This is a genomic window from Pseudomonas sp. GB2N2, from assembly GCF_054897705.1.
On sequence record NZ_CM142701.1, the window covers coordinates 4,621,078 to 4,645,315 of the forward strand.

Genomic DNA, 24,238 nt, shown 5'->3' on the forward strand with positions numbered 1-24,238 from the left:
AACGTCGGCACTTTAACCGATAGCGGTCGCGGCCTTCACTGGCACTTCAACCTGGGTTACAGGCGGATTGGCCGGCCAGGCATTCAAGTCCAGATCCAGATCCGGAAACTTGCTCGAATCGAACACCGGCGTCTTGATCCCGGCAGCACGCTGGTCATCGTAGTCACGCAGGATGCGCATGCCGACCTTGAACAGCAGGAACAGTGCGATCAGGTTCACGAACGCCAACAGGGTCATGGTGATGTCGGCAAACGCGAACACCGTGCCGAGGTTCTCGATGGCGCCCCAAAAAATCAATACCAATACCAACGCGCGATAGCCGATCAGCGCCTTGCGGTTTTCACCGATCAGGAAGCGCAGGTTGCTCTCGCCCAAGTAGTAGTTGTAGAGGATCGAGGTGAACACGAACAGCGCCAGCGCCACGGAGATGAACATCCGGCCCCAGTCGCCCACAACCGCGGCGAGCGAGTTCTGGGTCAGGGCAATGCCGTCGCCTTCAAAACCCGGGGTGTAGAAGCCTGACAGCAGGATCAGCAAAGCGGTGCAGGTGCAGATGACAAACGTGTCGAGGAACACGCTGAACGCCTGGACCACGCCTTGCGCCACCGGGTGCTCGACCGACGCCACAGCCGCCACGTTCGGCGCGCTGCCCAACCCGGCTTCGTTGGCGAACACGCCACGCTTCACGCCCATGACGATTGCGCTGCCGATCAGGCCACCGAAGGCTTGATCCAGACCGAACGCGCTTTTGACGATGGTCATCAGCATCGCCGGAACGTGGTCGAACTGCAGCACGATCACATAGACAGTCACGCCGATGTACACCAGGGTTTTCACCGGCACCAGCAGGTCAGCGACCTTGGCGATGCGCTTGATCCCGCCGATAAACACCGTCCCCAGCAACGCCGCTAGCGCGAGGCCGGTCCAGGTGGTGTCGAGGCCGAAGGCGTTGTTCAGCGAGTGGGTCACGGCGTGGGATTGCAGGCCGTTGAAGGCGAAGCCGAACGTGATCAGCAGCAGGAACGCCATGATCATGCCCAACCAACGCTTCTGCAGGCCGTGCTGAATGTAATAGGACGGACCGCCACGGTACGTGCCGTCGGCGTCGGCGCGTTTGTAGAGTTGGCCGAGGGAGCATTCGAAGAAACTGCTGGACATGCCGACCAGCGCGGTCACCCACATCCAGAACACCGCACCTGGCCCACCGAGGGTCACGGCGATACCGACACCGGCGATGTTGCCCGCACCGACACGGCCGGCGAGGCTGAGCATCAGGGCCTGGAACGAACTGAGTTGCCCGGCGCTGCTTTTCAGGCTGTCGCGGAACACCGCGAACATGTGGAAGAAGTGACGCAGTTGTACGAAACGCGAGCGGATCGTGAAGTAGCTACCGAGCCCGACAATGAGCACGATCAGTACTTTCCCTGAGAGGAAGTCGTTAATGACTTCGAGCATGGAGTATTCCTCGCTATTTTTTATGTAGGCAAATGCTGGGCGGTCAGAAACATCGCGTTACACCGCTTTGCGCGCGGCAAAACGGGCGAGGCGAGGGTTCGTCCCGATTTCATCTTGCGGGTTTGTTATTAGTTCGGGTTTCGCATGGGTTTGGGCCTCGTTACCGACGACCGCTCACGCGAAGAGGGGCGGCACTATACCGATGACTGTGCCGTCCGTCTGCACGGTTGTGGTGCATTCGGTGGTCCGAGGGTTTAGCGGTGCAACCAAAATTAAAAAAAAGGGCCTGGGGAATAAATCCCCAAGCCCTCAAAAGGTGAGAGGTGTCTAGTCCCTCGACCTGGTGAGCGGTGCTACAAGTAACGCGTCGGTTCAGGCTTTAAGCGGAACCAGACGCGGAGCAATCATGTTTTCCGGGCGCAGGATGTCGGCGAGCATTTCTTCGTCGAGCAAGCCTTCTTCGCGCACCAGTTCCAGCACACCGCGGCCGCTTTCGAGGGCGATCCGGGCGATGCGGGTGGCGTTTTCATAGCCAATGTACGGGTTCAGCGCTGTCACCAGGCCGATCGAGTGCTCGACCAGTTCGCGGCATCGCGCTTCGTTGGCGGTGATGCCGACGATGCAATGCTCGCGCAGCATGTCCATGGCGCGTTGCAGCAGACGAATCGAGTCGAAGATCTTGAAGGCGATCAGCGGCTCCATCACGTTCAGTTGCAACTGACCGCCTTCGGCCGCGATGGTCAGGGCCAGGTCGTTGCCGATGATCTGGAACGCGACCTGGTTCACGGCTTCGGGAATCACCGGGTTGACCTTGCCGGGCATGATCGAGCTGCCTGGCTGACGCGCCGGCAGGTTGATTTCGTTGATGCCGGTGCGTGGACCGCTGGACAGCAGACGCAGGTCGTTGCAGATCTTCGACAGCTTGACCGCGGTGCGCTTGAGCATGCCTGAGAACAGCACGAAGGCGCCCATGTCGGAGGTGGCTTCGATCAGGTCGGCGGCTGGGACCAGCGGCTGGCCGCTGATCAGGGCCAGGCGCTGAACGGCCAGGTGCTGGTAACGGGGGTCGGCGTTGATGCCGGTGCCGATCGCGGTGCCGCCCAGGTTCACTTCGGTCAGCAGTTCGGGCGCCAGGGTTTTCAGGCGTGCCAGGTCTTCGCCCAATGTGGTGGCGAAGGCGCGGAATTCCTGGCCGAGGGTCATCGGCACGGCGTCTTGCAGCTGGGTACGACCCATCTTCAGGACGTGGTTGAATTCCACACCCTTGGCGGCGAACGCCTGGATCAGGCTGTCGAGGCTGGCGAGCAAGGCGTCGTGACCCAGCAGCAGACCCAGGCGGATCGCGGTCGGGTAGGCGTCGTTGGTCGACTGCGCCATGTTCACGTCGTTGTTCGGGTGCAGGTATTGGTATTCGCCCTTCTGGTGACCCATGGCCTCCAGCGCGATGTTGGCGATCACTTCGTTGGCATTCATGTTGGTTGAAGTGCCAGCGCCGCCCTGAATCATGTCCACCACGAACTCTTCGTGGAAATCGCCGCGGATCAATCGTGCACAGGCTTCGCTGATGGCCGCGTGCTTGGCTTCGCTCAGGTGACCCAGCTCGCGGTTGGCGTCAGCGGCGGCCTGTTTGACCATCGCCAGGCCGACAACCAGCTTCGGGTAATGCGAAATCGGAACGCCGGAGAGACGGAAGTTGTTCACCGCTCGCAGGGTCTGGATGCCGTAATACGCTTGAGCCGGTACTTCGAGTACACCAAGCAGGTCTTTTTCTGTGCGGAATGATGCAGCGGAGGACATGATAGAAATCATCTCGATAGGGACCCGGTCTGTGCCGGAACACTGCAAATGCTAGGCTTGTGGAGAATTTTCGGCCAATGCTGTTAAGCACTGGCCTATGCATATTCGGCATAATGTCCATGTGACGCCGTGTCTGTTGCGAGCGTGTGACCTAATTTGGTGCGTGTCCGGGAGGATGTGATGAATCTGGAAAGTAAATGGCTGGAGGACTTCAGTGCCCTGGCCGCCACCCGCAGCTTCTCCCAGGCTGCGGAACGCCGCTTCGTGACTCAGCCGGCATTCAGCCGGCGGATCCGCAGCCTCGAAGCCGCGTTAGGGCTGCAACTGGTCAACCGCTCACGCACGCCGATCGAACTGACGGCGGCGGGGCAGTTGTTTCTGGTGACCGCGCGGACTGTGGTCGAGCAACTCGGTGAAGTGCTGCGCCACCTTCATCATCTGGAGGGCGGCCAGGGCGAAGTGATGCAGGTGGCTGCCGCGCACTCCCTGGCGCTGGGTTTTTTTCCACGCTGGATCGCGCAACTGCGCAATGAAGGCTTGAACATTGCCACACGTCTGGTGGCAACCAACGTTGGCGACGCGGTGCATGCGCTGCGTGAAGGCGGTTGCGATCTCATGCTGGCGTTCTACGACCCGGACGCCGCCCTGCAGATGGACCCGGAAATCTTTCCGTCGCTGCACCTGGGTCACACCGAAATGCTCCCGGTGTGTGCGGCGGATGCCGACGGCAAGCCCTTGTTCGATCTGGAGGGTGAGGGCAGTGTGCCGCTGCTCGCGTACAGCGCCGGTGCGTTTCTTGGGCGCTCGGTGAACTTGCTGCTGCGTCAGCGTGCACTGCGTTTCACCACTATCTATGAAACCGCCATGGCTGACAGCCTGAAAAGTATGGCGCTGGAAGGGCTGGGGATCGCCTGGGTGCCGCAGCTCAGCGTGCGTGCCGAACTGGCCCGCGGCGAACTGGTGGTGTGCGGCGGCCCGCAATGGCATGTGCCGCTGGAGATACGCCTGTACCGCTGCGCGTTGGTGCGCAAGGCGAACGTGCGGTTGTTGTGGCGCAAGCTGGAAGGCGGTGCCGCGCAGGGTACGACCGGTTCTTGAAGTGAATTATTTATCCTGTGGGAGCTGGCTTGCCAGCGATAGCGGTGGGCCAGTCATGATCAATGTTGGCTGTTACGACGCATTCGCTGGCAAGCCAGCTCCCACAGGGAATCATGGCGATAAGCGGGCTGACCTTCAGGTCAATAAAACCGGTGCTTTGCGCCGTATGACAGATGGTCGCAATGGGGGCTGTTTATCTGCTTCATTGAGGTATACTGCGCGGCCTTCGGCCGGTTCGACTGGCCATAATTCGTACAATCAAGCCACGCATTTGCGTGGCTTGTTGTTTTTTGACGCGCCTGCGGGCGCCCAGAGAGAAGAGGCACGACGATGAGTGCACTGGTTGGCGTGATCATGGGCTCCAAGTCCGATTGGTCCACCCTTAGCCACACCGCCGATATGCTGGAAAAGCTCGGCATCCCTTACGAGGTGAAAGTGGTCTCGGCCCATCGCACCCCGGACCTGCTGTTCCAGTACGCCGAAGAGGCCGAATCGCGTGGCATCGAGGTGATCATTGCCGGTGCCGGTGGCGCGGCCCACTTGCCTGGCATGTGTGCGGCCAAGACCCACCTGCCGGTGCTCGGTGTGCCGGTCCAGTCGGCGATGCTCTCGGGCGTCGATTCCCTGCTGTCCATCGTGCAGATGCCGGCGGGCATTCCGGTTGCCACCCTGGCCATCGGCAAGGCCGGCGCGATCAACGCCGCGCTGCTGTCGGCGAGCATCCTGGGCGCCAAGCACCCGCAGTTCCACGAAGTGCTGAAAACGTTCCGCGCTGAACAGACAGACAGCGTCCTGGACAATCCAGACCCACGCATCGCCTGAGGTTGTTGACGATGAAGATCGGTGTAATCGGTGGCGGCCAGTTAGGTCGCATGTTGGCGCTCGCGGGCACTCCGCTGGGCATGAACTTCGCTTTCCTCGACCCGGCGCCGGATGCTTGCGCCGCTGCACTGGGCGAACACCTGCGGGCCGATTACGGCGATCAGGATCATCTGCGCCAACTGGCCGATGAAGTCGATCTGGTGACCTTCGAGTTCGAGAGCGTCCCGGCGGAAACCGTGGCATTCCTCTCGCAATTCGTGCCGGTCTACCCGAGTGCCGAAGCCCTGCGCATTGCCCGTGATCGCTGGTTCGAAAAGAGCATGTTCAAGGACCTGGGAATTCCTACCCCGGCATTCGCCGACGTCCAGTCGCAAGCCGATCTGGATGCCGCCGTGGCCTCCATCGGTCTGCCGGCCGTGCTGAAAACCCGCACCCTGGGCTACGACGGTAAGGGCCAGAAAGTGTTGCGCACTGCGCAAGACGTGGTTGGCACCTTTGCCGAACTGGGCAGTGTGGCGTGCCTGCTGGAAGGTTTCGTGCCGTTCACCGGCGAAGTCTCGTTGATCGCCGTGCGCGCTCGCGATGGCGAAACGAAGTTTTACCCGCTGGTTCACAACACCCACGACAGCGGCATCCTCAAGCTGTCCATCGCCAGCACCGATCACCCGTTGCAAGCCTTGGCCGAAGACTATTCCAGCCGCGTGCTCAAGCAACTGGATTACGTTGGCGTGATGGCGTTCGAGTTCTTCGAGGTCGACGGTGGCCTTAAGGCCAACGAGATCGCCCCGCGTGTTCACAACTCCGGGCATTGGACCACCGAAGGCGCGGAATGCAGCCAGTTCGAAAACCATCTGCGCGCCGTTGCCGGCCTGCCGCTGGGTTCGACGGCCAAGGTGGGCGAGAGCGCGATGCTCAACTTCATCGGCACCGTGCCGGAGACCGAGAAGGTCCTGGCCATCACCGATTGCCATCTGCATCACTACGGCAAGGCGTTCAAGGTCGGCCGCAAGGTCGGTCACGCCAACCTGCGTTGCGCAGACCGTGAGACCCTGGCCGCACAGATCCTCAAGGTCGAAGCGCTCATCGCCGAATAACCGAATAACCGAATAAATAGTTTCATGTGGCAGCAGCGGAACCATTCAGGGACTGTCGTTCTCTCATGGCAGGATGCCAAAGTCTGACTAGGCTTTGGCATAACGTCTAAATCAGAGGGGAATGCCATGGGAATTATCGGAACCATCTTTATCGGCTTGATCGTCGGCCTGCTGGCCCGGTTCCTGAAACCGGGTGATGACAGCATGGGCTGGATCATGACCATCCTGCTCGGTATCGGCGGTTCGCTGGCGGCCACTTACGGCGGTCAGGCCCTGGGCATCTACCAGGCCGGCCAGGGCGCAGGCTTCATCGGTGCGCTGGTTGGCGCGGTGGTGTTGCTGGTGATCTACGGCTTGATCAAAAGAAACTGATTCAAGCGACAAAGTCCTCTCGGCTGCGCAGCCCGAGAGGACTAGAATGCTCGGCGACTTATTGCCCTTCCTTTAACGAGCACCTCCATGCGCCGTCTTCTGTTGACTGTCCTTTTTCTGGGTGCGGGCCTGGCCCATGCCGGCGAGCTGCCGGAAACCGACTGGCTTGAACTGATGCCCAAGTCGGACCAGAAAGCCCTCGAGGCCATGCCCGAAATCGATCACAACTCCCCCGAAGCCACTGGCACCTTTACTGACAAGGGTGGCATGAAGCAGAGCAAAGGCTTGCCGGCGGTGATGTACTCGACCAAAACCGTGCCGTCGATGAACGACAAGAACATCCGCATTGGCGGTTATCCGGTGCCGCTGGAGTCCGACGCCAAAGGCCGCAGCACGCTATTTTTTCTCGTGCCGTACCCGGGCGCTTGCATCCACGTGCCGCCCCCGCCGCCGAATCAACTGGTGCTGGTGCGTTACCCGAAGGGGTTGAAGCTGGATGATATCTACACGCCGCTGTGGGTGACCGGCACGCTGAAGGTCGAGAAGGTCAGCAACGACCTGGCTGATGCGGCGTATGCGCTGGATGCGGCGAAAGTGCGGGTAGTGAAAGAATCGGATTTGTAAAAACACTTAGGAGCCAGCTTGCTGGCGATAGCGATCTTGAGGACGCCATCGCCGGCAAGCCGGCTCCTACAGTTCTACAGTGCAGCGCTGGCAATGCTCACGCCCAATGTATGACTCGCCCCCGGTGCCAACGTCACCACATCATCCATCACATTCGCCGTCTCGATGCACAGCATCCGCTGCCAGCCATCGTCCGCCATATCACTGAACGCCGCCGCACGCTCGATCCACGGGTTCCAGATCACCGCCGTGCGCGAACCGCTGCTGGTCAGCTCGATGCGCCGTTCCCAGGTCGGGTCGACGATGCTCAGCTGCTGCGGAGCATTAAGGTAAATTCGATCGGTCTCGCCGGTGAAACTCAGGTCGCCGGCCTGGGTGACGGTTTTCCAGTCATCCAGTGTCTCGATGTAATTCAAGCCGTCCAGCCCCTCAACCTGCACGTTGCGCACATCGCTGACGGCGAAATAGCTGTGCAGCGCCTGGCTGAGGGTGACTTCGTCGGCACCCTGATTGTGGCTGGTCAGGCTGATGTGCAGTTGCTTATCCAGACGAATGCTCAGCTTCAAATCCACCTGATGCGGCCAGCCCGCAAAGCCACCTTCGGGATAAGGCAAAACGAATTCCACCTTCACGCTATCACCGTCGGTTTCAATGCCGCCCAATTCCCAATCCATCGCCCGGACAAAACCATGGGCGCTTGGCGGTTCGTTGCCGACTCGCATCGCCTGAACGCTCGGCGGGTTGCGCGAAAAGTTGCCGAACCATGGCCAGCACACTGGCACACCGGCGCGGATGCTTTTGCCGGTCTTGAACTTGGCCTCATCGTTGAGCCAGATCAGCGGCGGTTGGCCGGCCAATTGATAACTGAGGATGTGCGCGCCTTGCTGGGCCACCAGCAATTCGGCCTGACCGTGACGGATGCGCCAGCAGTTCAGTTCATCCAGTTTCACGGCTTCAACGTTGGGCGTGCTCATGGGGCAACTCTCGATCGGGAACAATGACTGCAATGGACCGCAAAACGCCCGCAGTGTTTACCGTGCGCGTGGCGGAACCGAGCGCGTGCGACCGCTGCCGTCGATGGCCACGAACACAAACACCGCTTCAGTCACTTTGCGCCATTCACTGGACAACGGATCGTCGCTCCACACTTCGACCATCATCTGGATCGAACTGCGGCCGATTTCCAGGGCCTGGGTATAGAAGGACAGCTGCGCGCCCACCGCCACCGGCACCAGGAACGCCATACGGTCGATCGCCACGGTGGCCACGCGACCGCCCGCGACTTTGCTGGCCATAGCGGTGCCTGCCAAATCCATCTGCTCCACCAGCCAGCCGCCGAAAATATCGCCAAAGCCGTTGGTTTCACGCGGAAGCGCGGTGATTTGCAGGGCGAGATCGCCTTGCGGAATTGGATCTTCTTGTTCGAGCTCTAACATGCCGGGGGTGCCTCTGACCCGTGACTCTTCATTGGTACTTCAAGGTGAATAGCCGTCCTGGAAAAACGATTCAGCCCCGAACATACTACGTTCGTCACGTTTTTCGTAAGCCGCCTAAAGGGAAACTCTGCGAAACCGCCTATGGACCCCGGCAGGCGTTTTCGCACAGCAACCCTTTCAAGCTGTTGCAAGACCGCGAGTATATCGGTCGGTAGACCCCGAGACGACCGTCCGGTTCTCATTTTGACCGTCAAATACGCACCTCTATGTGCTTTTTCGAACAATTTGTTATCGTGCCCGACCTGCCCAAGCCTCCGCCAGCGTTGTTGGGGTTGCAGATCTGACTATAAGAGAAGCCCTTGCCATGACCCCAGCGCCCTCGAGCATCGCGCAGCCGACCCAGCCCGCACGTCCGTTGACCCGCAATGACTACAAGACTTTATCGCTGTCGGCCCTCGGCGGCGCGCTGGAGTTCTACGACTTCATCATTTTCGTATTCTTCGCCACGGTGGTCGGCAAGCTGTTCTTCCCGGCCGACATGCCCGAGTGGCTGCGCCTGATGCAGACGTTCGGTATCTTCGCCGCGGGTTACCTGGCGCGTCCGTTGGGTGGCATCGTGATGGCACACTTCGGCGATCTGCTGGGCCGCAAGAAGATGTTCACTCTGAGCATTTTCATGATGGCAGTGCCGACCCTGATCATGGGCCTGCTGCCAACCTACGCACAGATTGGCCTATGGGCACCGATCCTGTTGCTGCTGATGCGGGTGATTCAGGGCGCGGCGATTGGCGGTGAAGTGCCGGGCGCGTGGGTCTTCGTTTCCGAACACGTGCCGCAGCGGCACATCGGCTACGCCTGCGGCACCCTGACCAGCGGTCTGACGGCCGGTATCCTACTGGGTTCGCTGGTCGCCACCGCGATTAACAGCATCTATACCCCGGTGGAAGAGGCGGATTACGCCTGGCGGATCCCGTTCCTGCTCGGTGGCGTGTTTGGCCTGTTCTCGGTTTACTTGCGCCGCTGGCTGCACGAGACGCCGGTGTTCGCCGAGCTGCAACTGCGCAAAGCCCTGGCTGAAGAAGTGCCGCTGCGTGCGGTGTTGCGCGACCATCGCGGGGCGATCGTGATTTCGATGCTGCTCACCTGGCTGCTGTCCGCCGGCATCATCGTGGTCATCCTGATGACCCCGACCGTGCTGCAAACGGTCTACCACTTCTCGCCGACGACCGCGTTGCAGGCCAACAGCCTGGCCATCGTATTCCTGAGCCTGGGCTGTGTGGCGTCCGGCGCGTTGGCAGACCGCTTCGGCGCTGGCCGCGTGTTCGTATTCGGCAGCGCGGCGTTGCTGATCAGCTCCTGGACCTTCTACCACAGCCTGTTCAATCATCCGGAATGGCTGCTCCCGATGTACGCCGTGACCGGCCTGCTGGTCGGCACCATCGGTGCGGTGCCTTACGTGATGGTCAAGGCGTTCCCGGCAGTGGTGCGCTTCAGCGGGCTGTCGTTCTCGTACAACCTGGCCTACGCGATTTTTGGCGGCCTGACGCCGATGGTGGTGACGTTGCTGCTGAAAGAGAGCCCGATGGGGCCTGCGTATTACGTCGCGATTATTTGTGGCGTGGGCATTCTGGTGGGTGGATATCTCTGGAAGAAAGGGCGCTAGTTCTGGCCCCTTTGCGAGCCTGCTCGCGAAAAACGATAACGCGCAATTGCTTTGAAATCCGGAATGGTGGCCTTTCATCCAATTGTCATATTTCAGCCATAGAGTGTTCACACGGCCTGCTGATACTTGGCCCCGAATTAACACACCCTATCTGCTAGGAGTAAGGCATGAAACTGAAGCGTTTGATGGCGGCAATGACTTTTGTCGCTGCTGGCGTTGCGACTGCCAACGCGGTTGCCGCTGTTGACCCGTCGATCCCGAGCTACACCAAGACCACTGGTGTGTCGGGCAACCTGTCCAGCGTCGGCTCCGATACTCTGGCTAACCTCATGACCCTCTGGGCTGAGAACTACAAAAAAGAATACCCGAACGTAAACATCCAGATTCAGGCCGCTGGCTCCGCCACCGCGCCACCTGCGCTGACTGAAGGCACCGCCAACCTGGGCCCGATGAGCCGCAAGATGAAGGACACCGAACTGGCTGCCTTCGAGCAGAAGTACGGCTACAAGCCAACCGCTATCCCGGTTGCCGTGGATGCCCTGGCGATTTTCGTACACAAGGACAACCCGATCCAGCACCTGACCATTGAACAGGTCGATGCGATCTTCTCGTCCACTCGTCTGTGCGGCGCTAAAACCGAAGTGAAAACCTGGGGTGACCTGGGTGTGACCGGCGACCTGGCCAACAAGCCGGTTCAGCTGTTCGGTCGTAACTCGGTATCCGGCACTTATGGCTACTTCAAAGAAGAAGCCCTGTGCAAAGGCGACTACAAGCCAAACGTCAACGAACAACCAGGCTCGGCTTCGGTCGTGCAGTCGATCAGCTCCTCGCTGAACGGCATCGGTTACTCCGGCATCGGCTATAAAACCGCTAGCGTGAAGACGGTTGCTCTGGCCAAGAAAGGCACCACCGAGTTCATCGAAGACACCGAAGAAAACGCCCTGAACGGCAAGTATCCGCTGTCGCGCTTCCTCTACGTTTATGTCAACAAAGCCCCGAACAAGCCTCTGGCCCCGCTGGAAGCCGAGTTCGTGAAACTGGTTCTGTCCAAACAGGGCCAGGAAGTGGTCGTGAAAGACGGCTACATCCCACTGCCAGCCAAGGTTGCTGCAAAAGCACTGGCTGACCTGGGTCTGGCGGAAGGCGGCGCTGAAGTCGCAAAGAAGTAACACCTTGATCCGGGGCTAGCCCCGGATCTGTGTAGGAGCGAGCCTGCTCGCGATGGTTTTCCAGCCACAGAAGTTGTGGTGGATGAACGATTTCCGCGAGCAGGCTTGCTCCTACACACCCTCAAATTTTTAATCCACTGCCAGTTCCCGCTGGCGGCGGATTTGTCGCGTCACTGCATTGTCATCTTTCTGTCATACAGGACCGCTAGGGTGTGCGCATGAATGATCTGGCCAATTCCACCATGACTGTTAATTCCCCCGGTAATCCCCCCAAGCGAATTGATTTCAATACGCCTGAGCTGCAACGCAAGCGCCGCATTCGCGCGCTCAAGGATCGCCTGACCCGCTGGTACGTGCTGGTCGGCGGCCTCGCCGTTCTCGGTGCGATCACGCTGATTTTCTTCTTCCTCGCCTACGTCGTTTTCCCCCTGTTCCAGGGTGCGAACCTGACCGTCAAGGACGCCATCACACCCGCCTGGATGCAAGATGCCGGCAAGCCGCTGATGATCTCCCTGGAAGAGCAGAACCAGGTGGCGATGCGGGTTTCCGACAAAGGACAGGCGCTGTTCTTCGACATCGACAGTGGCGCCGAACTCAAGCGCGTCGATCTGCCGGTCCCGGCCGGCACCACGGTGACTTCCATCGGTGAGGACCAGCCCGGTCACCCGCTGATAGCGGTGGGTTTGTCCAACGGTCAGGCCTTGGTATTCCGTCACACCTATAAAGTCAGCTATCCGAACAACAAGAAAACCATCTCGCCAGCCATCGATTTCCCGTACGGCGAAACCCCGATTGCGCTCAACGAGGCAGGTGGTGCGCTGGAGCACGTCAGCCTCAACGCCACCGACACCACGCTGATGCTGGTTGGCTCCACCGGTTCGCAACTCAATGTTTTGTCGCTGACCAGCGAAGAAAACATGATGACTGGCGAAGTCACCCACTCACAGAAGCGCATCGATCTGCCGCAGATGAGCGAGCCGGTGAAGAACATCTTCGTCGACCCGCGTCAGCAGTGGCTGTACGTGATCAACGGGCGCGCCCAGGCCGACGTGTTCAGCCTGCGCGACAAGAGCCTCAAAGGTCGCTACAAACTGCTTGAAGACGGCGAAGCGCAAATCACCGCCAGTACCCAATTGGTCGGCGGCATCTCGCTGATCCTCGGCGATTCAAAAGGCGGCCTGGCCCAGTGGTTCATGGCCCGCGACCCGGATGGCGAGCAGCGCCTGAAGCAGATCCGCACGTTTCAGATGGGCACCACGCCAATCGTTGAGATCACTGCCGAAGAACGTCGCAAAGGCTTCATCGCCCTTGATGCGTCCGGCAAGCTCGGCGTGTTCCACAGCACCGCGCACCGCACCTTGCTGGTGGATCAGGTCGTGGAAGGCCAGGGTATCTTCGGCCTGTCGCCACGGGCCAACCGGGTGATCGTCGAAGCAGGCGGCAAAATTCAACCGCTGCTGCTCGACAACCCGCACCCGGAAGTCTCGTGGAGCGCGCTGTGGAGCAAGGTCTGGTACGAGAACTACGACGAGCCTAAATACGTCTGGCAATCGACCGCGGCCAACACCGACTTCGAACCGAAGCTTAGCCTGTCACCACTGACCTTCGGCACCCTGAAAGCCGCGTTCTACGCCATGCTGCTGGCCGCGCCACTGGCCGTTGCCGCCGCGATCTACACCGCGTACTTCATGGCTCCGGGCATGCGCCGCAAAGTCAAGCCGGTGATCGAGCTGATGGAAGCGATGCCGACGGTGATCCTCGGTTTCTTCGCCGGCCTGTTCCTCGCACCATATGTAGAAGGGCATTTGCCAGGCATTTTCAGCCTGCTACTGCTCATGCCGATCGGCATTCTTGTGGCGGGCTTCACGTTTAGCCGCCTGCCTGAATCCATCCGCCTGAAGGTGCCGGACGGCTGGGAAAGCGCGATTCTGATTCCGGTGATCCTGTTCGTGGGCTGGCTCTCGCTGTACATGAGCCCGTACATGGAAACCTGGTTCTTCGGCGGCGACATGCGCATGTGGATCTCCCACGACCTGGGCATCACCTACGACCAGCGCAACGCCCTGGTGGTAGGTCTGGCCATGGGTTTTGCGGTCATCCCGAATATCTACTCCATCGCCGAAGACGCCGTGTTCAGCGTGCCTCGCGGCCTGACCCTCGGTTCCCTGGCCCTCGGTGCCACGCCGTGGCAGACCATGACGCGGGTGGTGATCCTCACCGCCAGCCCCGGCATTTTCTCGGCACTGATGATCGGCATGGGCCGTGCGGTCGGTGAAACCATGATCGTGCTGATGGCCACCGGTAACACCCCGGTCATGGAAATGAACCTGTTCGAAGGTCTGCGAACGCTGGCCGCCAACGTCGCGGTGGAAATGCCCGAATCGGAAGTCGGCGGCAGCCACTACCGCGTGCTGTTCCTCTCGGCGCTGGTGCTGCTGTTGTTCACCTTCGTCATGAACACCCTCGCGGAGCTGATTCGTCAGCGTCTGCGCAAGAAATACTCGTCGCTTTAAGAAAGGTAGAAGTCTGTGAAACAGAACTCCCTGAACGGATGGTTCAAGAGCGGCGCCCCCGGCGTCTGGATCAGCGGTGGCGCGGTGTCCATCGCGGTCATCATGACCATTGGCTTGCTCGCGGTGATCGCGGTGCGCGGCTTGGGTCACTTCTGGCCGGCGGATTTGATTCACGCCAGCTACGACGTACCGGGCCAGGCCAATCACTTGGTCATCGGCGAAGTGGTCCAAAAGGAAGAAGTGCCCCGCGAGCGCCTGAAAAGCGCGGGCCTGCCGGTGCCGGATCAGGGCCCGGAGTTCATGACCCGCGAGCTGATCAAGGTCGGCAACCGTGACCTGAACGGCAACGACTTCACCTGGATTGTCGGCGAGTGGCTGACTAACCAGACCACCCCGCGAGAGCTGATGACCATCGAGCGTCGCGAGTGGGGCAACTTCTACGGTTACCTGGTCAACGTTAAGCAGGACGGCAAGGTCATCGCTGAAGGCGAGGCCGCGTGGCCTGAGTTGCAGGCCCGCGTCGATCGCGTCAACAAGCTCGCGGCACAGCTCAAGACCCTGGAAAAGGTCGACATCGGCGCGATCAATGCCGGTCTCGAACGCATCCGTCTGCACGGTCGCCAACTGGAACTGGCCGGCACGCTCGACGCCACCGCGCAAGCGGACATGGAATCCGAGCGCGCCGAGTTGAACGCGCGTTATCAGGACATCGAAGCGCGCTTGGGCGAACTGCATGCCCAGTTCAACCGCGACAGCCTGACGGCCCGCGATGCCAACGGCAAAGAGCTCGTGATCGACATCGGCAAAGTGGTCCACGCCTACCAGCCGAACGCCATGGGCACGATGACCAAGATCGGCTTCTACTTCAGCAAGGTCTGGGAGTTCCTCAGCGACGATCCGCGTGAAGCGAACACCGAAGGCGGGATCTTCCCGGCGATTTTCGGCACCGTGATGATGACGTTGATCATGGCGATGATCGTGACTCCGTTCGGCGTGCTGGCGGCGGTTTACCTGCGCGAATACGCCAAGCAGAACGTGCTGACGCGGATTATCCGCATCGCCGTGAACAACCTGGCAGGCGTTCCGGCGATCGTTTACGGCGTGTTCGGCCTGGGCTTCTTCGTTTATGTACTGGGCGGCTCGGTCGACCGGTTGTTCTTCCCTGAAGCGCTGCCGGCACCGACCTTCGGCACGCCGGGCCTGCTGTGGGCGTCGTTGACCCTGGCGCTGCTGGCCGTGCCGGTGGTGATCGTGGCGACCGAAGAAGGCCTGGCGCGGATTCCTCGCACCGTGCGCGAAGGCTCGTTGGCCCTCGGCGCGACCAAGGCTGAAACCTTGTGGAAGATCGTGCTGCCGATGGCCAGCCCGGCAATGATGACCGGGATGATCCTCGCCGTGGCTCGCGCCGCTGGTGAAGTGGCGCCGTTGATGCTGGTAGGCGTGGTGAAACTGGCGCCGTCGCTGCCACTGGACGGCAATTATCCGTACCTTCACCTCGACCAGAAGATCATGCACCTGGGCTTCCATATTTATGACGTAGGCTTCCAGAGCCCGAACGTCGAAGCCGCACGACCGCTGGTGTATGCGACGGCACTGCTGCTGGTTTTGGTGATCGCGACCTTGAACCTGTCGGCCGTCTACATCCGAAATCACCTGCGCGAAAAATACAAAGCATTGGATAGCTAAAGCCATTAGCCACAAGCGGCAAGCTACAAGCCGCCTTTGCTCAAAACTTGCAGCTTGCAGCTCGAAGCTCGCAGCTACGAACGGAGTGAGTCCCCATGCAGCACGAAACACATACCCACGGCATCAACATGTCTGCCCTGGGCCGCGACAAACAGAGCCTGAGCCTGGCGCAGGAAACCGTGGCCATTGAAGTGCCGGGCCTTAGCCTGTTCTACGGCGACAAACAAGCGTTGTTCGACGTCAGCATGAACATCCCGAAACAGCGCGTGACCGCCTTCATCGGCCCGTCCGGCTGTGGCAAGTCCACGCTGTTGCGCACCTTCAACCGCATGAACGACTTGGTCGATGGCTGCCGCGTGGAAGGCGAAATAAACCTCTACGGTAACAACATCTACCGCAAGGGCGAGGACGTGGCCGAGCTGCGTCGTCGTGTCGGTATGGTGTTCCAGAAGCCGAACCCGTTCCCGAAAACCATTTACGAAAACGTGGTCTATGGCCTGCGAATCCAGGGCATCAACAAGAAGCGCATCCTCGACGAAGCGGTGGAGTGGGCGTTGAAAGGCGCGGCACTGTGGGACGAAGTCAAAGACCGTCTGCACGAGTCGGCACTCGGCCTGTCCGGTGGTCAACAGCAACGTCTGGTGATCGCCCGCACCATCGCCGTGGAGCCGGAAGTGCTGCTGCTCGACGAACCGTGCTCGGCACTGGATCCGATCTCGACGCTGAAAGTCGAAGAGCTGATCTACGAACTGAAATCGAAATTCACCATCGTCATCGTCACCCACAACATGCAACAGGCCGCGCGGGTTTCCGACTACACGGCGTTCATGTACATGGGAAAACTGGTGGAGTTCGGCGACACCGATACGCTGTTCACCAATCCGGCGAAGAAGCAGACCGAAGACTACATCACGGGGCGATATGGTTAGTGGCAGCTTCAAGCTTCAAGCTTCAAGCGGCAAGTAGAAGCGATCCGAGTAACGACACACATCAGCTTGCAGCTTGCAGCTTGCAGCTCTTGGCACACAGCTTTTGCGGAGCAAACCATGATTTCTAAGGAAGGCTTGACCCACCACATTTCCGCGCAGTTCAACGCCGAGCTGGAGGAAGTGCGCAGCCACCTCCTGGCCATGGGCGGGCTGGTGGAAAAGCAGGTCAACGACGCGGTCACCGCGTTGATCGAGGCCGATTCCGGCCTGGCCCAGCAGGTTCGCGAGATCGACGACCAGATCAACCAGATGGAACGCAACATCGACGAAGAATGCCTGCGCATTCTGGCCCGTCGTCAGCCGGCGGCGTCCGACTTGCGTCTGATCATCAGCATTTCAAAGTCGGTGATCGACCTGGAGCGCATCGGCGACGAAGCGACCAAGATCGCCCGCCGCGCCATCCAGCTGTGCGAAGAAGGCGAAGCGCCGCGCGGCTACGTCGAAGTGCGCCACATCGGCGACCAAGTGCGCAACATGGTCCGCGACGCACTGGACGCGTTTGCCCGTTTCGACGCCGACCTGGCGTTGTCGGTGGCGCAGTACGACAAGATCATCGACCGCGAGTACAAGACCGCACTGCGTGAACTCGCCACCTACATGATGGAAGACCCGCGCTCTATCTCGCGGGTTCTGAGCATCATCTGGGTCCTGCGTTCGCTGGAGCGCATCGGCGACCACGCGCGCAATATCTCGGAACTGGTGATTTACCTGGTGCGCGGTACCGACGTGCGACACCTGGGCCTCAAGCGCATGAAGGAAGAAGTTGAAGGCACAAGTGGCGAAACCGCTAATGTTCCGGGCAAAGCTGACGATAAGTAAGACTGCCCGAGAAAAAAGCCCGGTCCTTTGACCGGGCTTTTTTTGTGGGTGGTGTTAGAGGCTGGACGCAGCACCCGCGAACGAAAAGTCCCGGCGTGACTGAAGGTTTTTGGCAATGTGCCATCAGCAAAGCGGTATGCTTGCCGGGATTTTTTCGAGGGGTGATGGATGAGCAAGATCAGTGTGTTGGTGGTGGACGATGCGGCATTCATTCGTGACCTGGTAAAAAAGTGCCTGCGTAATTACTTCCCGGGCATCCGGACAGAAGACGCCATCAACGGCAAGAAGGCTCAGGCCATGCTGGCCAAGGAAGCGTTCGACCTGGTGCTGTGCGACTGGGAAATGCCGGAAATGTCCGGGCTCGAACTGTTGACCTGGTGCCGCCAGCAGGACAACCTCAAGACCATGCCCTTCGTGATGGTGACCAGCCGTGGCGACAAAGAGAACGTCGTCCAGGCGATCCAGGCCGGGGTTTCGGGTTACGTCAGCAAGCCATTCACCAACGAACAACTGCTGACCAAGGTCAAGCAGGCGCTCAACAAGGTGGGCAAGCTCGACGCCCTGATGAACATTGCGCCGACCAAAATGAACTCGGCGTTCGGCAACGATTCCCTGAGCGCACTGACCGGCGGCAAGGCTGAAGTGCTCGCGACCGCACCGACCCCCGCGCCTGCGCCTGCCCGTGGCCTGCTCAACAGCCCGCCGGTCAAGGCTCCGGTCGCCGCAGCGGCAGCTTCCGTAAGCCGTGGCCAAGGCCAGTTGCGCCTGCCGAACGGCACTCAACAATGCGTGATCAAAGCCTTGAGCCTCAAGGAAGCCTTGCTGGTGATCAAGCGCGGCGAAGCGCTGCCGCAAGTACTCGACAGCGCCGTGCTCGACATGGAGCAGGGCGACAACGCCGAAGTCGCGCGCCTCAACGGCTACCTGCACGCCATCGTCGCCCACGAGCAGAAGCCCGACAGCGAATGGCTGCAACTGACATTCCGCTTCGTCGATCAGGATGCGCAGAAGCTCGACTACATCTCGCGTTTGATAGCACGTGGTACGGCACAGAAGCATTTCATACCGGGCGCATGATCTTCGTCGCCCGATAGTCCGTCATCGCGAGCAGGCTCACTCCCACATTTGGAATTCGTTCCCTTGTAGGAGCGAGCTTGCTCCGGGCGGCGCTCCGACGATGGGGCCATAGTCGACACCAACGTTTTACTCCGTGCGTCCGATCTCTCAATTATCGTCTTGATTTATATCTGTTCCGATATAAAGTCTATGGCAGGGTTCTCTCTCAGCCATGCCCTGAAACAACCTCAGCCCTCTCAAGCCAGCTTCGTCGATTACGCTTCCCTCTCATCAACAGGAGAAGTCGATGGTGAGGCACAAGGATGTGGTGTTCACAGGTAGTTCGCTCAAGGATTTGCGGGCTTTTCCACTCGATGCGCGCAGAGCTGCCGGTTTTCAGTTGGACCTGTTGCAACAGGGCGAGGACCCTTTCGATTGGAGACCCATGAAAACGGTGGGACGGGGGGTCAATGAAATCAGAGTTGCGGAGGAGTCAGGGGCGTTTCGAGTGTTTTACGTGGTCAATCGGCCTGAAGCCATTTACGTGCTCCATGCGTTCAACAAGACCACGCGAAAAACCGAAACACGGGATATCGAACTGGCACGCGCCAGACTGCAGGAAATAGGTTAACGACATGAAGAATCATCAAACCGATAATCAGCGCTTTGCCAGCGTTTGGGATGCGCTGGAAGACACGCCTCAGGAAGCCGCGAACATGCGGTTACGCTCCAAATTAATGCTGGAGTTATGCAAGACCATTCGCGGGTGGCAGCTTTCGCAGAAGGACGCAGCAGCGCGGCTGAAAATCACCCAGCCACGGCTCAACGATGTGCTCAGCGGTAAAATCGATAAATTTTCTCTGGATGCATTGGTGAATCTGTCCGCTGCTGCCCGATTGAACATCGACATTTGCTTCTCCCAGGCTGAGCCCGTTTCGTTGGTGTGATTCGACGAGTGAAACATCTGCCGACTCCCCGGGTCCATTGCACCTGCTAGGCTCCAATCCAGGCCTTCCTCGACAGAATCTTGCCCATGCTCGCGCGCTTGCTGTTTTTTTGCGGTCTGTTCATGGCCTCCGCCTCGACGTGGGCCGTGACGATCTACAAGTCCACCGATGCCAGTGGCGTGGTCTCCTACAGCGACCGCCCCACGCAGGGCTCGCAGGTGTTCACGTTTCGCGATCGCATGGTCGAGCACCTTGAGCGCCAGGTGTACCTCGTCATCACCAGGAAGAAGGGCGCGGACAGCGTTTACGTGCGCAATGACCTTTATGCGCCGGTAGAGGTCGAGTTGAGTTTCGCCGGGCTGGAGAACGTCAATGGTGCGCCGAGCCGGCCGATTCGTCGGGTCATGCCGGCGCGCAGCAGCATTCGTCTGGCGCTGCTCACGGCCATGAACACCGAGATCCCGCTCGTCTATACCCCGAAGTTCGAATACTTTCTGGGCGACCCGTCAGGAGCTGCCATGGCCTATCGTTACCCGTTCCCCTGGCGCGGGGGGCCGTTTCGGCTGAGTCAGGGAGCCAACGGTCAGTACAGCCACTTCGGGCCGAAGAACCGCTATGCCATGGATATCGCGATGCCTGAGGGCACGCCGATCATTGCGGCGCGAGGCGGGGTGGTGGTGAAAACCGAGAATGCGCAGACCGGACGTGGGACCGACGCGTCCGGCAATTTCGTGCGGGTGCTGCACGATGACGGGACGATGGGCGTGTACCTGCACCTCAAGCAAGGCTCAGTGAGTGTGCGCGAGGGGCAGCGGGTGTCGGTGGGAAGTCCGTTGGCGCTGTCAGGCAATACCGGCAACAGCAGCGGGCCGCACCTGCATTTCGTGGTGCAGCGTAATACCGGGTTGGGGCTGGTGTCGATTCCGTACCAGTTCAATCAACCGGTGGGCGCGCTGCCCAATTTCGCGCTCGGCAAACAATGATGTGTCGTCTTGACTGCCCGCAAAGGGGTCGACTCGGTTTAGGCCTGAGACCACTTAATCCAGCATCAACACCTTGGCCAAGATAATCTTCGGTCCCTTCATCTTCTTGATGATGATCCGCAAGCCTTCGACTTCCAGCACTTCCTCCTCTTCCGGCACCCGTTTCAGGGTTTCATAGATCAGCCCGGCAAGGGTCTCGGCTTCGATGTGATCCAGATCGATGCCCAGCAGGCGCTCGACCTTGAACAACGGCGTGTCGCCCCGCACCAGCAACTTGCCCGGCTGATACGCGAGAATCCCGCGTTCCGCTTTACGGTGTTCGTCCTGAATGTCGCCGACCAGCACTTCCAGCACGTCTTCCATGGTCAGGTAACCAATGATGTTGCCGTCGGCCTCTTCGACCAACGCGAAGTGCGAGCCACCCTTGCGGAACTGCTCCAGCAACTGCGACAGCGGCAGGTGCCGCGACACGCGCTCCAGCGGTCGGGTCAGCTCAGCCAGGTTGAACGATTCGGGAATATGATCCAGGGCCGCCAGCTCCAGCAGCAGATCCTTGATGTGCAGCAGGCCGACGAACTCCTGGCTTTCGCTGTCGTACACCGGATAACGGCTGAACTTGTGCCGACGGAACATCGACAGGATTTGTTTCAGCGGCGCATTGAACTCCAGCGTCACCAGGTCTTCCCGAGAGTTGGCCCAGTCGACTACTTCCAGCTCGCCCATTTCCACCGCCGAGGCCAAAACACGCATGCCCTGGTCGCTCGGGTCCTGGCCACGGCTGGAGTGCAGGATCAGTTTCAGTTCTTCACGGCTGTAATGGTGCTCGTGATGCGGGCCGGGTTCACCTTGGCCGGCAATGCGCAGAATCGTGTTGGCGCTGGCGTTGAGCAGGTAAATCGCCGGGTACATCGACCAGTAGAACAGGTACAGCGGCACGGCGGTCCACAGCGACAGCAATTCAGGTTTGCGGATCGCCCAGGATTTCGGCGCCAATTCGCCGACCACGATGTGCAGGTACGAGATGACGAAGAACGCGGCGAAGAACGACACACCCTTGATCACTTCGGCCGACTGCACGCCGATGGCTTCAAGCATTGGCTCGAGAATATGCGCGAACGCCGGTTCACCGACCCAGCCAAGGCCCAGGGAGGCGAGGGTGATACCCAATTGGCAAGCCGAAAGATAAGCATCGAGCTGGCTGTGAACAGTGCGCAGAATGTGCCCGCGCCAGCCGTTTTTATCGGCGATGGCCTCGACCCGGGTCGAGCGCAATTTGACCATGGCAAATTCCGCCGCAACGAAAAATCCGTTGAGCAAAACCAGGATCAGAGCAAAAAGAATCATGCCGAAATCGGCAAAGAGTGTCGCGAGGGTCAAGCCAGGGGAAGGGTCCATGATGGAGTTTTGCGGGTTCCGTGTATTCGAAAAGGGGTCAATGCGGTGCCTGAAGGGCAGGCACAAGTCAGCCAATGTAGCGGCTGACCGTGCGATTGACTAGGGGGGAACGCTGGCCGGTATCAGTCGGTCGCGCTGATGACCCGGGATTGGCTGACCTGCGCCGGCGCAAAGTGGCAGGTAAACGTACTGCCATGCCCCGGCACGCTGCTGATCTCCATGCGTGCCCGGTGGCGCAGCAACACGTGCTTGACGATCGCCAGCCCAAGCCCGGTGCCGCCGGTGTTGGAGTTGCGGCTGGAATCGACGCGGTAGAAACGCTCGGTCAGGCGCGGCAAATGTTTGCTGTCAATGCCGATGCCGGAATCCTGCACGCTCAGGTGCGCGCCTTGTTCATCGCCCCACCAGCGAACGCGGATATTGCCTTCGGCCGGGGTGTATTTCACCGCGTTGAACACCAGGTTGGAGAACGCGCTGCGCAATTCGGCTTCACTGCCCTTGAGCAGAATCGTCGGATCGGCCTCCAGGGTGATGCACTGGTTTTTCTGCCCTGACAACTGCTGAGCATCGCTCTTGATCGATTGCAGCAAGCCATCAATGGCCACCGGCTGATTGTCCGACGGGTAATCCGTGGCTTCCAGTTTCGCCAGTAGCAGCAAGTCGTTGAGCAACGTTTGCATACGCCCACCTTGCTGCTGCATTTGCTGCAGGGCACGGCTCCAGCGCGGGTTCACGTCCTCGACGTTGTCGAGCAGGGTTTCCAGATAGCCGCAGATCACCGTCAGCGGCGTGCGCAATTCGTGGGAAACGTTGGCGATGAAGTCCTTGCGCATCTGTTCCAGCTGATGAATGCGCGTCACGTCGCGCACCAGCATCAAGTGTTCGTTGTTGCCGTAGCGGGTGATGTACAGCTGAATGCGCAGGCGATCGTTGATCGGCGAGGGTATTTCCAGCGGCTCGGCGTAGCTGTCCTGCTCGAAGTATTCCTTGAACCGCGGATGGCGCACCAGGTTGGTTACGGGCTGGCCGCTGTCCTGTGGCGTCTTGAGGCCAAGCAGGGTTTCCGCCGCGCGGTTCCACCATTCGAGGTTGCCGTCGGTGTCGAGCATGATCACCGCGTCTTTCAGCGCAGCGGTGGATTCCTGCACCCGGTCAATCACCGCTTGCAGGCGTCCGCGCACGCGTTGGTCGCGGCGTTGCAGGTGGTAGATGCTGTCGAACACTTCGCCCCACAGGCCATAGCCATCGGGCGGCGCTTCATCGGGTTTGTGCAGGCGCAGCCACTCGTGCAGACGCAGCAATTGCTTGAGGGTCCAGGCCAGGTAAAGGCCCAGGCCCGCGGCGAGGCTCCAGCCGTAGTAGCCGGTGATCAGGCCGATCACCAGGCAGGCGGTGACCAGTAGCAGCATGTGGCGAATCAGGGTGCCATGCCAGTTTTGGTTCACGGAGAGTCCTAAAGGCAGCTTCAAGTTTCAAGCCGCAAGCCGCAAGTCAGAGCGGCATGGCGTTCACTTGCCGCTTGTAGCTTCAGGCTTGCAGCTGCTTTTATGCTTTCGTAGAGAAGCGATAACCGGTGCCGCGCACGGTTTGTACCAGATTTTCGTAGGCATCGCCGAGGGCTTTGCGCAGACGGCGGATGTGCACGTCGACGGTGCGCTCTTCGACATAGACGTTGCCGCCCCAGACCTGATCGAGCAACTGGCCACGGGTGTAGGCGCGTTCCTGGTGGGTCATGAAGAATTGCAGCAAGCGGTATTCGGTTGGGCCCATCTCGGCGGGTTTGCCGTCGATGGTCACGCGGTGGCTGATCGGGTCCAGCAGCAGGCCGCCGACTTCGATCGGCGTCTCGCCATCGGTAGGGCCGGCGCGACGCAGCACGGCCTTCAGGCGCGCCACCAGCTCGCGGGGGGAAAACGGTTTGGTGATGTAGTCGTCGGCGCCGACTTCCAGGCCCTGGATCTTGTTGTCCTCTTCGCCCTTGGCGGTAAGCATGATGATCGGAATGTCCCCGGTCAGCTCATCGCGCTTGAGGCGGCGGGCCAGTTCGATACCGGAGGTGCCGGGCAGCATCCAGTCGAGCAGGATCAGGTCCGGCTTGCGGTCGACGATGATCGCGTGGGCCTGCTGCGAGTTCTCGGCCTCCAGGCAGTCATAGCCGGCCATCTCCAACGCAACGGCGATCATTTCGCGAATGGGCGCTTCGTCGTCGACGATCAGAATGCTTCTGCCAACCATGCCTTTAATCCTCTTGTCATTTAACTGTCTTGCGCCGCATTAGATAACGGAATTATTGCAGTCGTGTGACAGTATTTTAGTCGCC

22 protein-coding genes are annotated in these 24,238 nt (G+C 60.0%); 15 read left to right on the plus strand and 7 right to left on the minus strand.

The features are described 5' to 3' along the window. Positions 1–12: 12 nt before the first annotated feature. A complete protein-coding gene (locus ACYZT4_RS21345; protein ID WP_461982842.1) occupies positions 13–1,455 on the minus strand; it encodes an alanine/glycine:cation symporter family protein in 1,443 nt (480 codons plus the stop codon). A gap of 372 nt (positions 1,456–1,827) precedes the next feature. Continuing rightward, positions 1,828–3,252, minus strand: a complete 1,425-nt coding sequence (aspA, locus tag ACYZT4_RS21350) for an aspartate ammonia-lyase (protein WP_150711396.1) — start codon at positions 3,250–3,252, stop codon at positions 1,828–1,830. Positions 3,253–3,432: 180 nt separating this feature from the next. Here aspA and ACYZT4_RS21355 point away from each other — a divergent pair, with 180 nt between their 5' ends. From ACYZT4_RS21355 to ACYZT4_RS21375, 5 genes are all read left to right on the plus strand, one after another. Continuing rightward, a complete protein-coding gene (locus ACYZT4_RS21355; protein ID WP_461982843.1) occupies positions 3,433–4,350 on the plus strand; it encodes a LysR substrate-binding domain-containing protein in 918 nt (305 codons plus the stop codon). A gap of 330 nt (positions 4,351–4,680) precedes the next feature. Next, on the plus strand, positions 4,681–5,172 hold the full coding sequence (gene purE / locus ACYZT4_RS21360; RefSeq protein ID WP_461982844.1) for a 5-(carboxyamino)imidazole ribonucleotide mutase: 492 nt from the start codon (positions 4,681–4,683) through the stop codon (positions 5,170–5,172). Positions 5,173–5,183: 11 nt separating this feature from the next. After that, positions 5,184–6,266 carry a 5-(carboxyamino)imidazole ribonucleotide synthase gene (locus tag ACYZT4_RS21365; protein WP_461982845.1) on the plus strand — a complete coding sequence of 361 codons (1,083 nt, stop codon included), beginning with the start codon at positions 5,184–5,186 and terminating at the stop codon, positions 6,264–6,266. A gap of 126 nt (positions 6,267–6,392) precedes the next feature. Then, positions 6,393–6,638, plus strand: a complete 246-nt coding sequence (locus ACYZT4_RS21370) for a GlsB/YeaQ/YmgE family stress response membrane protein (RefSeq protein WP_003196372.1) — start codon at positions 6,393–6,395, stop codon at positions 6,636–6,638. A gap of 87 nt (positions 6,639–6,725) precedes the next feature. Continuing rightward, positions 6,726–7,262, plus strand: coding sequence for a DUF3299 domain-containing protein (locus ACYZT4_RS21375; RefSeq protein ID WP_461982846.1), 537 nt, complete (start codon positions 6,726–6,728; stop codon positions 7,260–7,262). A gap of 74 nt (positions 7,263–7,336) precedes the next feature. Here the strand turns inward: ACYZT4_RS21375 and ACYZT4_RS21380 are convergent, their stop codons facing one another. Beyond that, positions 7,337–8,236: a D-hexose-6-phosphate mutarotase gene (locus ACYZT4_RS21380; RefSeq protein ID WP_461982847.1), complete on the minus strand. Its 900-nt coding sequence runs from the start codon at positions 8,234–8,236 to the stop codon at positions 7,337–7,339. Between the two features lie 57 nt (positions 8,237–8,293). Further along, a complete protein-coding gene (locus tag ACYZT4_RS21385; protein WP_461982848.1) occupies positions 8,294–8,698 on the minus strand; it encodes an acyl-CoA thioesterase in 405 nt (134 codons plus the stop codon). A gap of 364 nt (positions 8,699–9,062) precedes the next feature. On the opposite strand from ACYZT4_RS21385, the gene ACYZT4_RS21390 reads away from it, so the two are divergent. From ACYZT4_RS21390 to ACYZT4_RS21435, 10 genes are all read left to right on the plus strand, one after another. Next, positions 9,063–10,361 (plus strand): MFS transporter, encoded by a 1,299-nt coding sequence (locus ACYZT4_RS21390; protein WP_461982849.1) that lies wholly within the window; start codon positions 9,063–9,065, stop codon positions 10,359–10,361. Between the two features lie 167 nt (positions 10,362–10,528). After that, positions 10,529–11,530, plus strand: a complete 1,002-nt coding sequence (locus tag ACYZT4_RS21395; RefSeq protein ID WP_461982850.1) for a phosphate ABC transporter substrate-binding protein PstS family protein — start codon at positions 10,529–10,531, stop codon at positions 11,528–11,530. A 479-nt stretch (positions 11,531–12,009) separates the two neighbouring features. Beyond that, positions 12,010–14,043 (plus strand): ABC transporter permease subunit, encoded by a 2,034-nt coding sequence (locus ACYZT4_RS21400; RefSeq protein WP_461988751.1) that lies wholly within the window; start codon positions 12,010–12,012, stop codon positions 14,041–14,043. Positions 14,044–14,058: 15 nt separating this feature from the next. Next, a complete protein-coding gene (gene pstA / locus ACYZT4_RS21405) occupies positions 14,059–15,729 on the plus strand; it encodes a phosphate ABC transporter permease PstA (protein ID WP_461982851.1) in 1,671 nt (556 codons plus the stop codon). 95 nt (positions 15,730–15,824) lie between these two features. Beyond that, entirely contained in the window at positions 15,825–16,658 is an 834-nt protein-coding gene (gene pstB, locus ACYZT4_RS21410; RefSeq protein WP_150711387.1) for a phosphate ABC transporter ATP-binding protein PstB, read from the plus strand. Between the two features lie 117 nt (positions 16,659–16,775). Next, a complete protein-coding gene (phoU, locus tag ACYZT4_RS21415) occupies positions 16,776–17,537 on the plus strand; it encodes a phosphate signaling complex protein PhoU (protein WP_008150055.1) in 762 nt (253 codons plus the stop codon). A 168-nt stretch (positions 17,538–17,705) separates the two neighbouring features. Continuing rightward, on the plus strand, positions 17,706–18,614 hold the full coding sequence (locus ACYZT4_RS21420; protein WP_461982852.1) for a response regulator: 909 nt from the start codon (positions 17,706–17,708) through the stop codon (positions 18,612–18,614). 286 nt (positions 18,615–18,900) lie between these two features. Beyond that, a complete protein-coding gene (locus ACYZT4_RS21425; protein ID WP_461982853.1) occupies positions 18,901–19,224 on the plus strand; it encodes a type II toxin-antitoxin system RelE/ParE family toxin in 324 nt (107 codons plus the stop codon). Positions 19,225–19,228: 4 nt separating this feature from the next. Further along, positions 19,229–19,540, plus strand: coding sequence for a helix-turn-helix domain-containing protein (locus tag ACYZT4_RS21430; protein ID WP_461982854.1), 312 nt, complete (start codon positions 19,229–19,231; stop codon positions 19,538–19,540). Between the two features lie 86 nt (positions 19,541–19,626). Continuing rightward, the gene (locus ACYZT4_RS21435; protein WP_461988753.1) at positions 19,627–20,523 is read left to right on the plus strand and encodes a peptidoglycan DD-metalloendopeptidase family protein; all 897 of its coding nucleotides are present in this window, start codon (positions 19,627–19,629) and stop codon (positions 20,521–20,523) included. 54 nt (positions 20,524–20,577) lie between these two features. On the opposite strand, the gene ACYZT4_RS21440 is transcribed toward ACYZT4_RS21435, so the two are convergent. From ACYZT4_RS21440 to phoB, 3 genes are all read right to left on the minus strand, one after another. Further along, positions 20,578–21,918 (minus strand): hemolysin family protein, encoded by a 1,341-nt coding sequence (locus tag ACYZT4_RS21440; RefSeq protein WP_461982855.1) that lies wholly within the window; start codon positions 21,916–21,918, stop codon positions 20,578–20,580. A 122-nt stretch (positions 21,919–22,040) separates the two neighbouring features. Continuing rightward, the gene (gene phoR / locus ACYZT4_RS21445; protein WP_461988755.1) at positions 22,041–23,327 is read right to left on the minus strand and encodes a phosphate regulon sensor histidine kinase PhoR; all 1,287 of its coding nucleotides are present in this window, start codon (positions 23,325–23,327) and stop codon (positions 22,041–22,043) included. A 136-nt stretch (positions 23,328–23,463) separates the two neighbouring features. Then, positions 23,464–24,153 carry a phosphate regulon transcriptional regulator PhoB gene (phoB, locus tag ACYZT4_RS21450; protein WP_008150066.1) on the minus strand — a complete coding sequence of 230 codons (690 nt, stop codon included), beginning with the start codon at positions 24,151–24,153 and terminating at the stop codon, positions 23,464–23,466. Positions 24,154–24,238 lie beyond the last annotated feature (85 nt).

Excerpts from the sequence above, each read along its gene's own strand:
- phoU (WP_008150055.1), top strand. The coding sequence starts at position 16,776 with ATGATTTCTAAGGAAGGCTTGACCCACCACATTTCCGCGCAGTTCAAC.
- ACYZT4_RS21395 (WP_461982850.1), top strand. The coding sequence starts at position 10,529 with ATGAAACTGAAGCGTTTGATGGCGGCAATGACTTTTGTCGCTGCTGGC.
- ACYZT4_RS21385 (WP_461982848.1), bottom strand. The coding sequence starts at position 8,698 with ATGTTAGAGCTCGAACAAGAAGATCCAATTCCGCAAGGCGATCTCGCC.
- ACYZT4_RS21375 (WP_461982846.1), top strand. The coding sequence starts at position 6,726 with ATGCGCCGTCTTCTGTTGACTGTCCTTTTTCTGGGTGCGGGCCTGGCC.
- purE (WP_461982844.1), top strand. The coding sequence starts at position 4,681 with ATGAGTGCACTGGTTGGCGTGATCATGGGCTCCAAGTCCGATTGGTCC.
- ACYZT4_RS21345 (WP_461982842.1), bottom strand. The coding sequence starts at position 1,455 with ATGCTCGAAGTCATTAACGACTTCCTCTCAGGGAAAGTACTGATCGTG.
- ACYZT4_RS21440 (WP_461982855.1), bottom strand. The coding sequence starts at position 21,918 with ATGGACCCTTCCCCTGGCTTGACCCTCGCGACACTCTTTGCCGATTTC.
- ACYZT4_RS21370 (WP_003196372.1), top strand. The coding sequence starts at position 6,393 with ATGGGAATTATCGGAACCATCTTTATCGGCTTGATCGTCGGCCTGCTG.
- ACYZT4_RS21380 (WP_461982847.1), bottom strand. The coding sequence starts at position 8,236 with ATGAGCACGCCCAACGTTGAAGCCGTGAAACTGGATGAACTGAACTGC.
- ACYZT4_RS21355 (WP_461982843.1), top strand. The coding sequence starts at position 3,433 with ATGAATCTGGAAAGTAAATGGCTGGAGGACTTCAGTGCCCTGGCCGCC.
- ACYZT4_RS21390 (WP_461982849.1), top strand. The coding sequence starts at position 9,063 with ATGACCCCAGCGCCCTCGAGCATCGCGCAGCCGACCCAGCCCGCACGT.
- ACYZT4_RS21430 (WP_461982854.1), top strand. The coding sequence starts at position 19,229 with ATGAAGAATCATCAAACCGATAATCAGCGCTTTGCCAGCGTTTGGGAT.
- pstB (WP_150711387.1), top strand. The coding sequence starts at position 15,825 with ATGCAGCACGAAACACATACCCACGGCATCAACATGTCTGCCCTGGGC.
- ACYZT4_RS21425 (WP_461982853.1), top strand. The coding sequence starts at position 18,901 with ATGGTGAGGCACAAGGATGTGGTGTTCACAGGTAGTTCGCTCAAGGAT.
- ACYZT4_RS21365 (WP_461982845.1), top strand. The coding sequence starts at position 5,184 with ATGAAGATCGGTGTAATCGGTGGCGGCCAGTTAGGTCGCATGTTGGCG.
- aspA (WP_150711396.1), bottom strand. The coding sequence starts at position 3,252 with ATGTCCTCCGCTGCATCATTCCGCACAGAAAAAGACCTGCTTGGTGTA.
- ACYZT4_RS21400 (WP_461988751.1), top strand. The coding sequence starts at position 12,010 with ATGCAAGATGCCGGCAAGCCGCTGATGATCTCCCTGGAAGAGCAGAAC.
- phoR (WP_461988755.1), bottom strand. The coding sequence starts at position 23,327 with ATGCTGCTACTGGTCACCGCCTGCCTGGTGATCGGCCTGATCACCGGC.
- ACYZT4_RS21420 (WP_461982852.1), top strand. The coding sequence starts at position 17,706 with ATGAGCAAGATCAGTGTGTTGGTGGTGGACGATGCGGCATTCATTCGT.
- ACYZT4_RS21435 (WP_461988753.1), top strand. The coding sequence starts at position 19,627 with ATGCTCGCGCGCTTGCTGTTTTTTTGCGGTCTGTTCATGGCCTCCGCC.
- phoB (WP_008150066.1), bottom strand. The coding sequence starts at position 24,153 with ATGGTTGGCAGAAGCATTCTGATCGTCGACGACGAAGCGCCCATTCGC.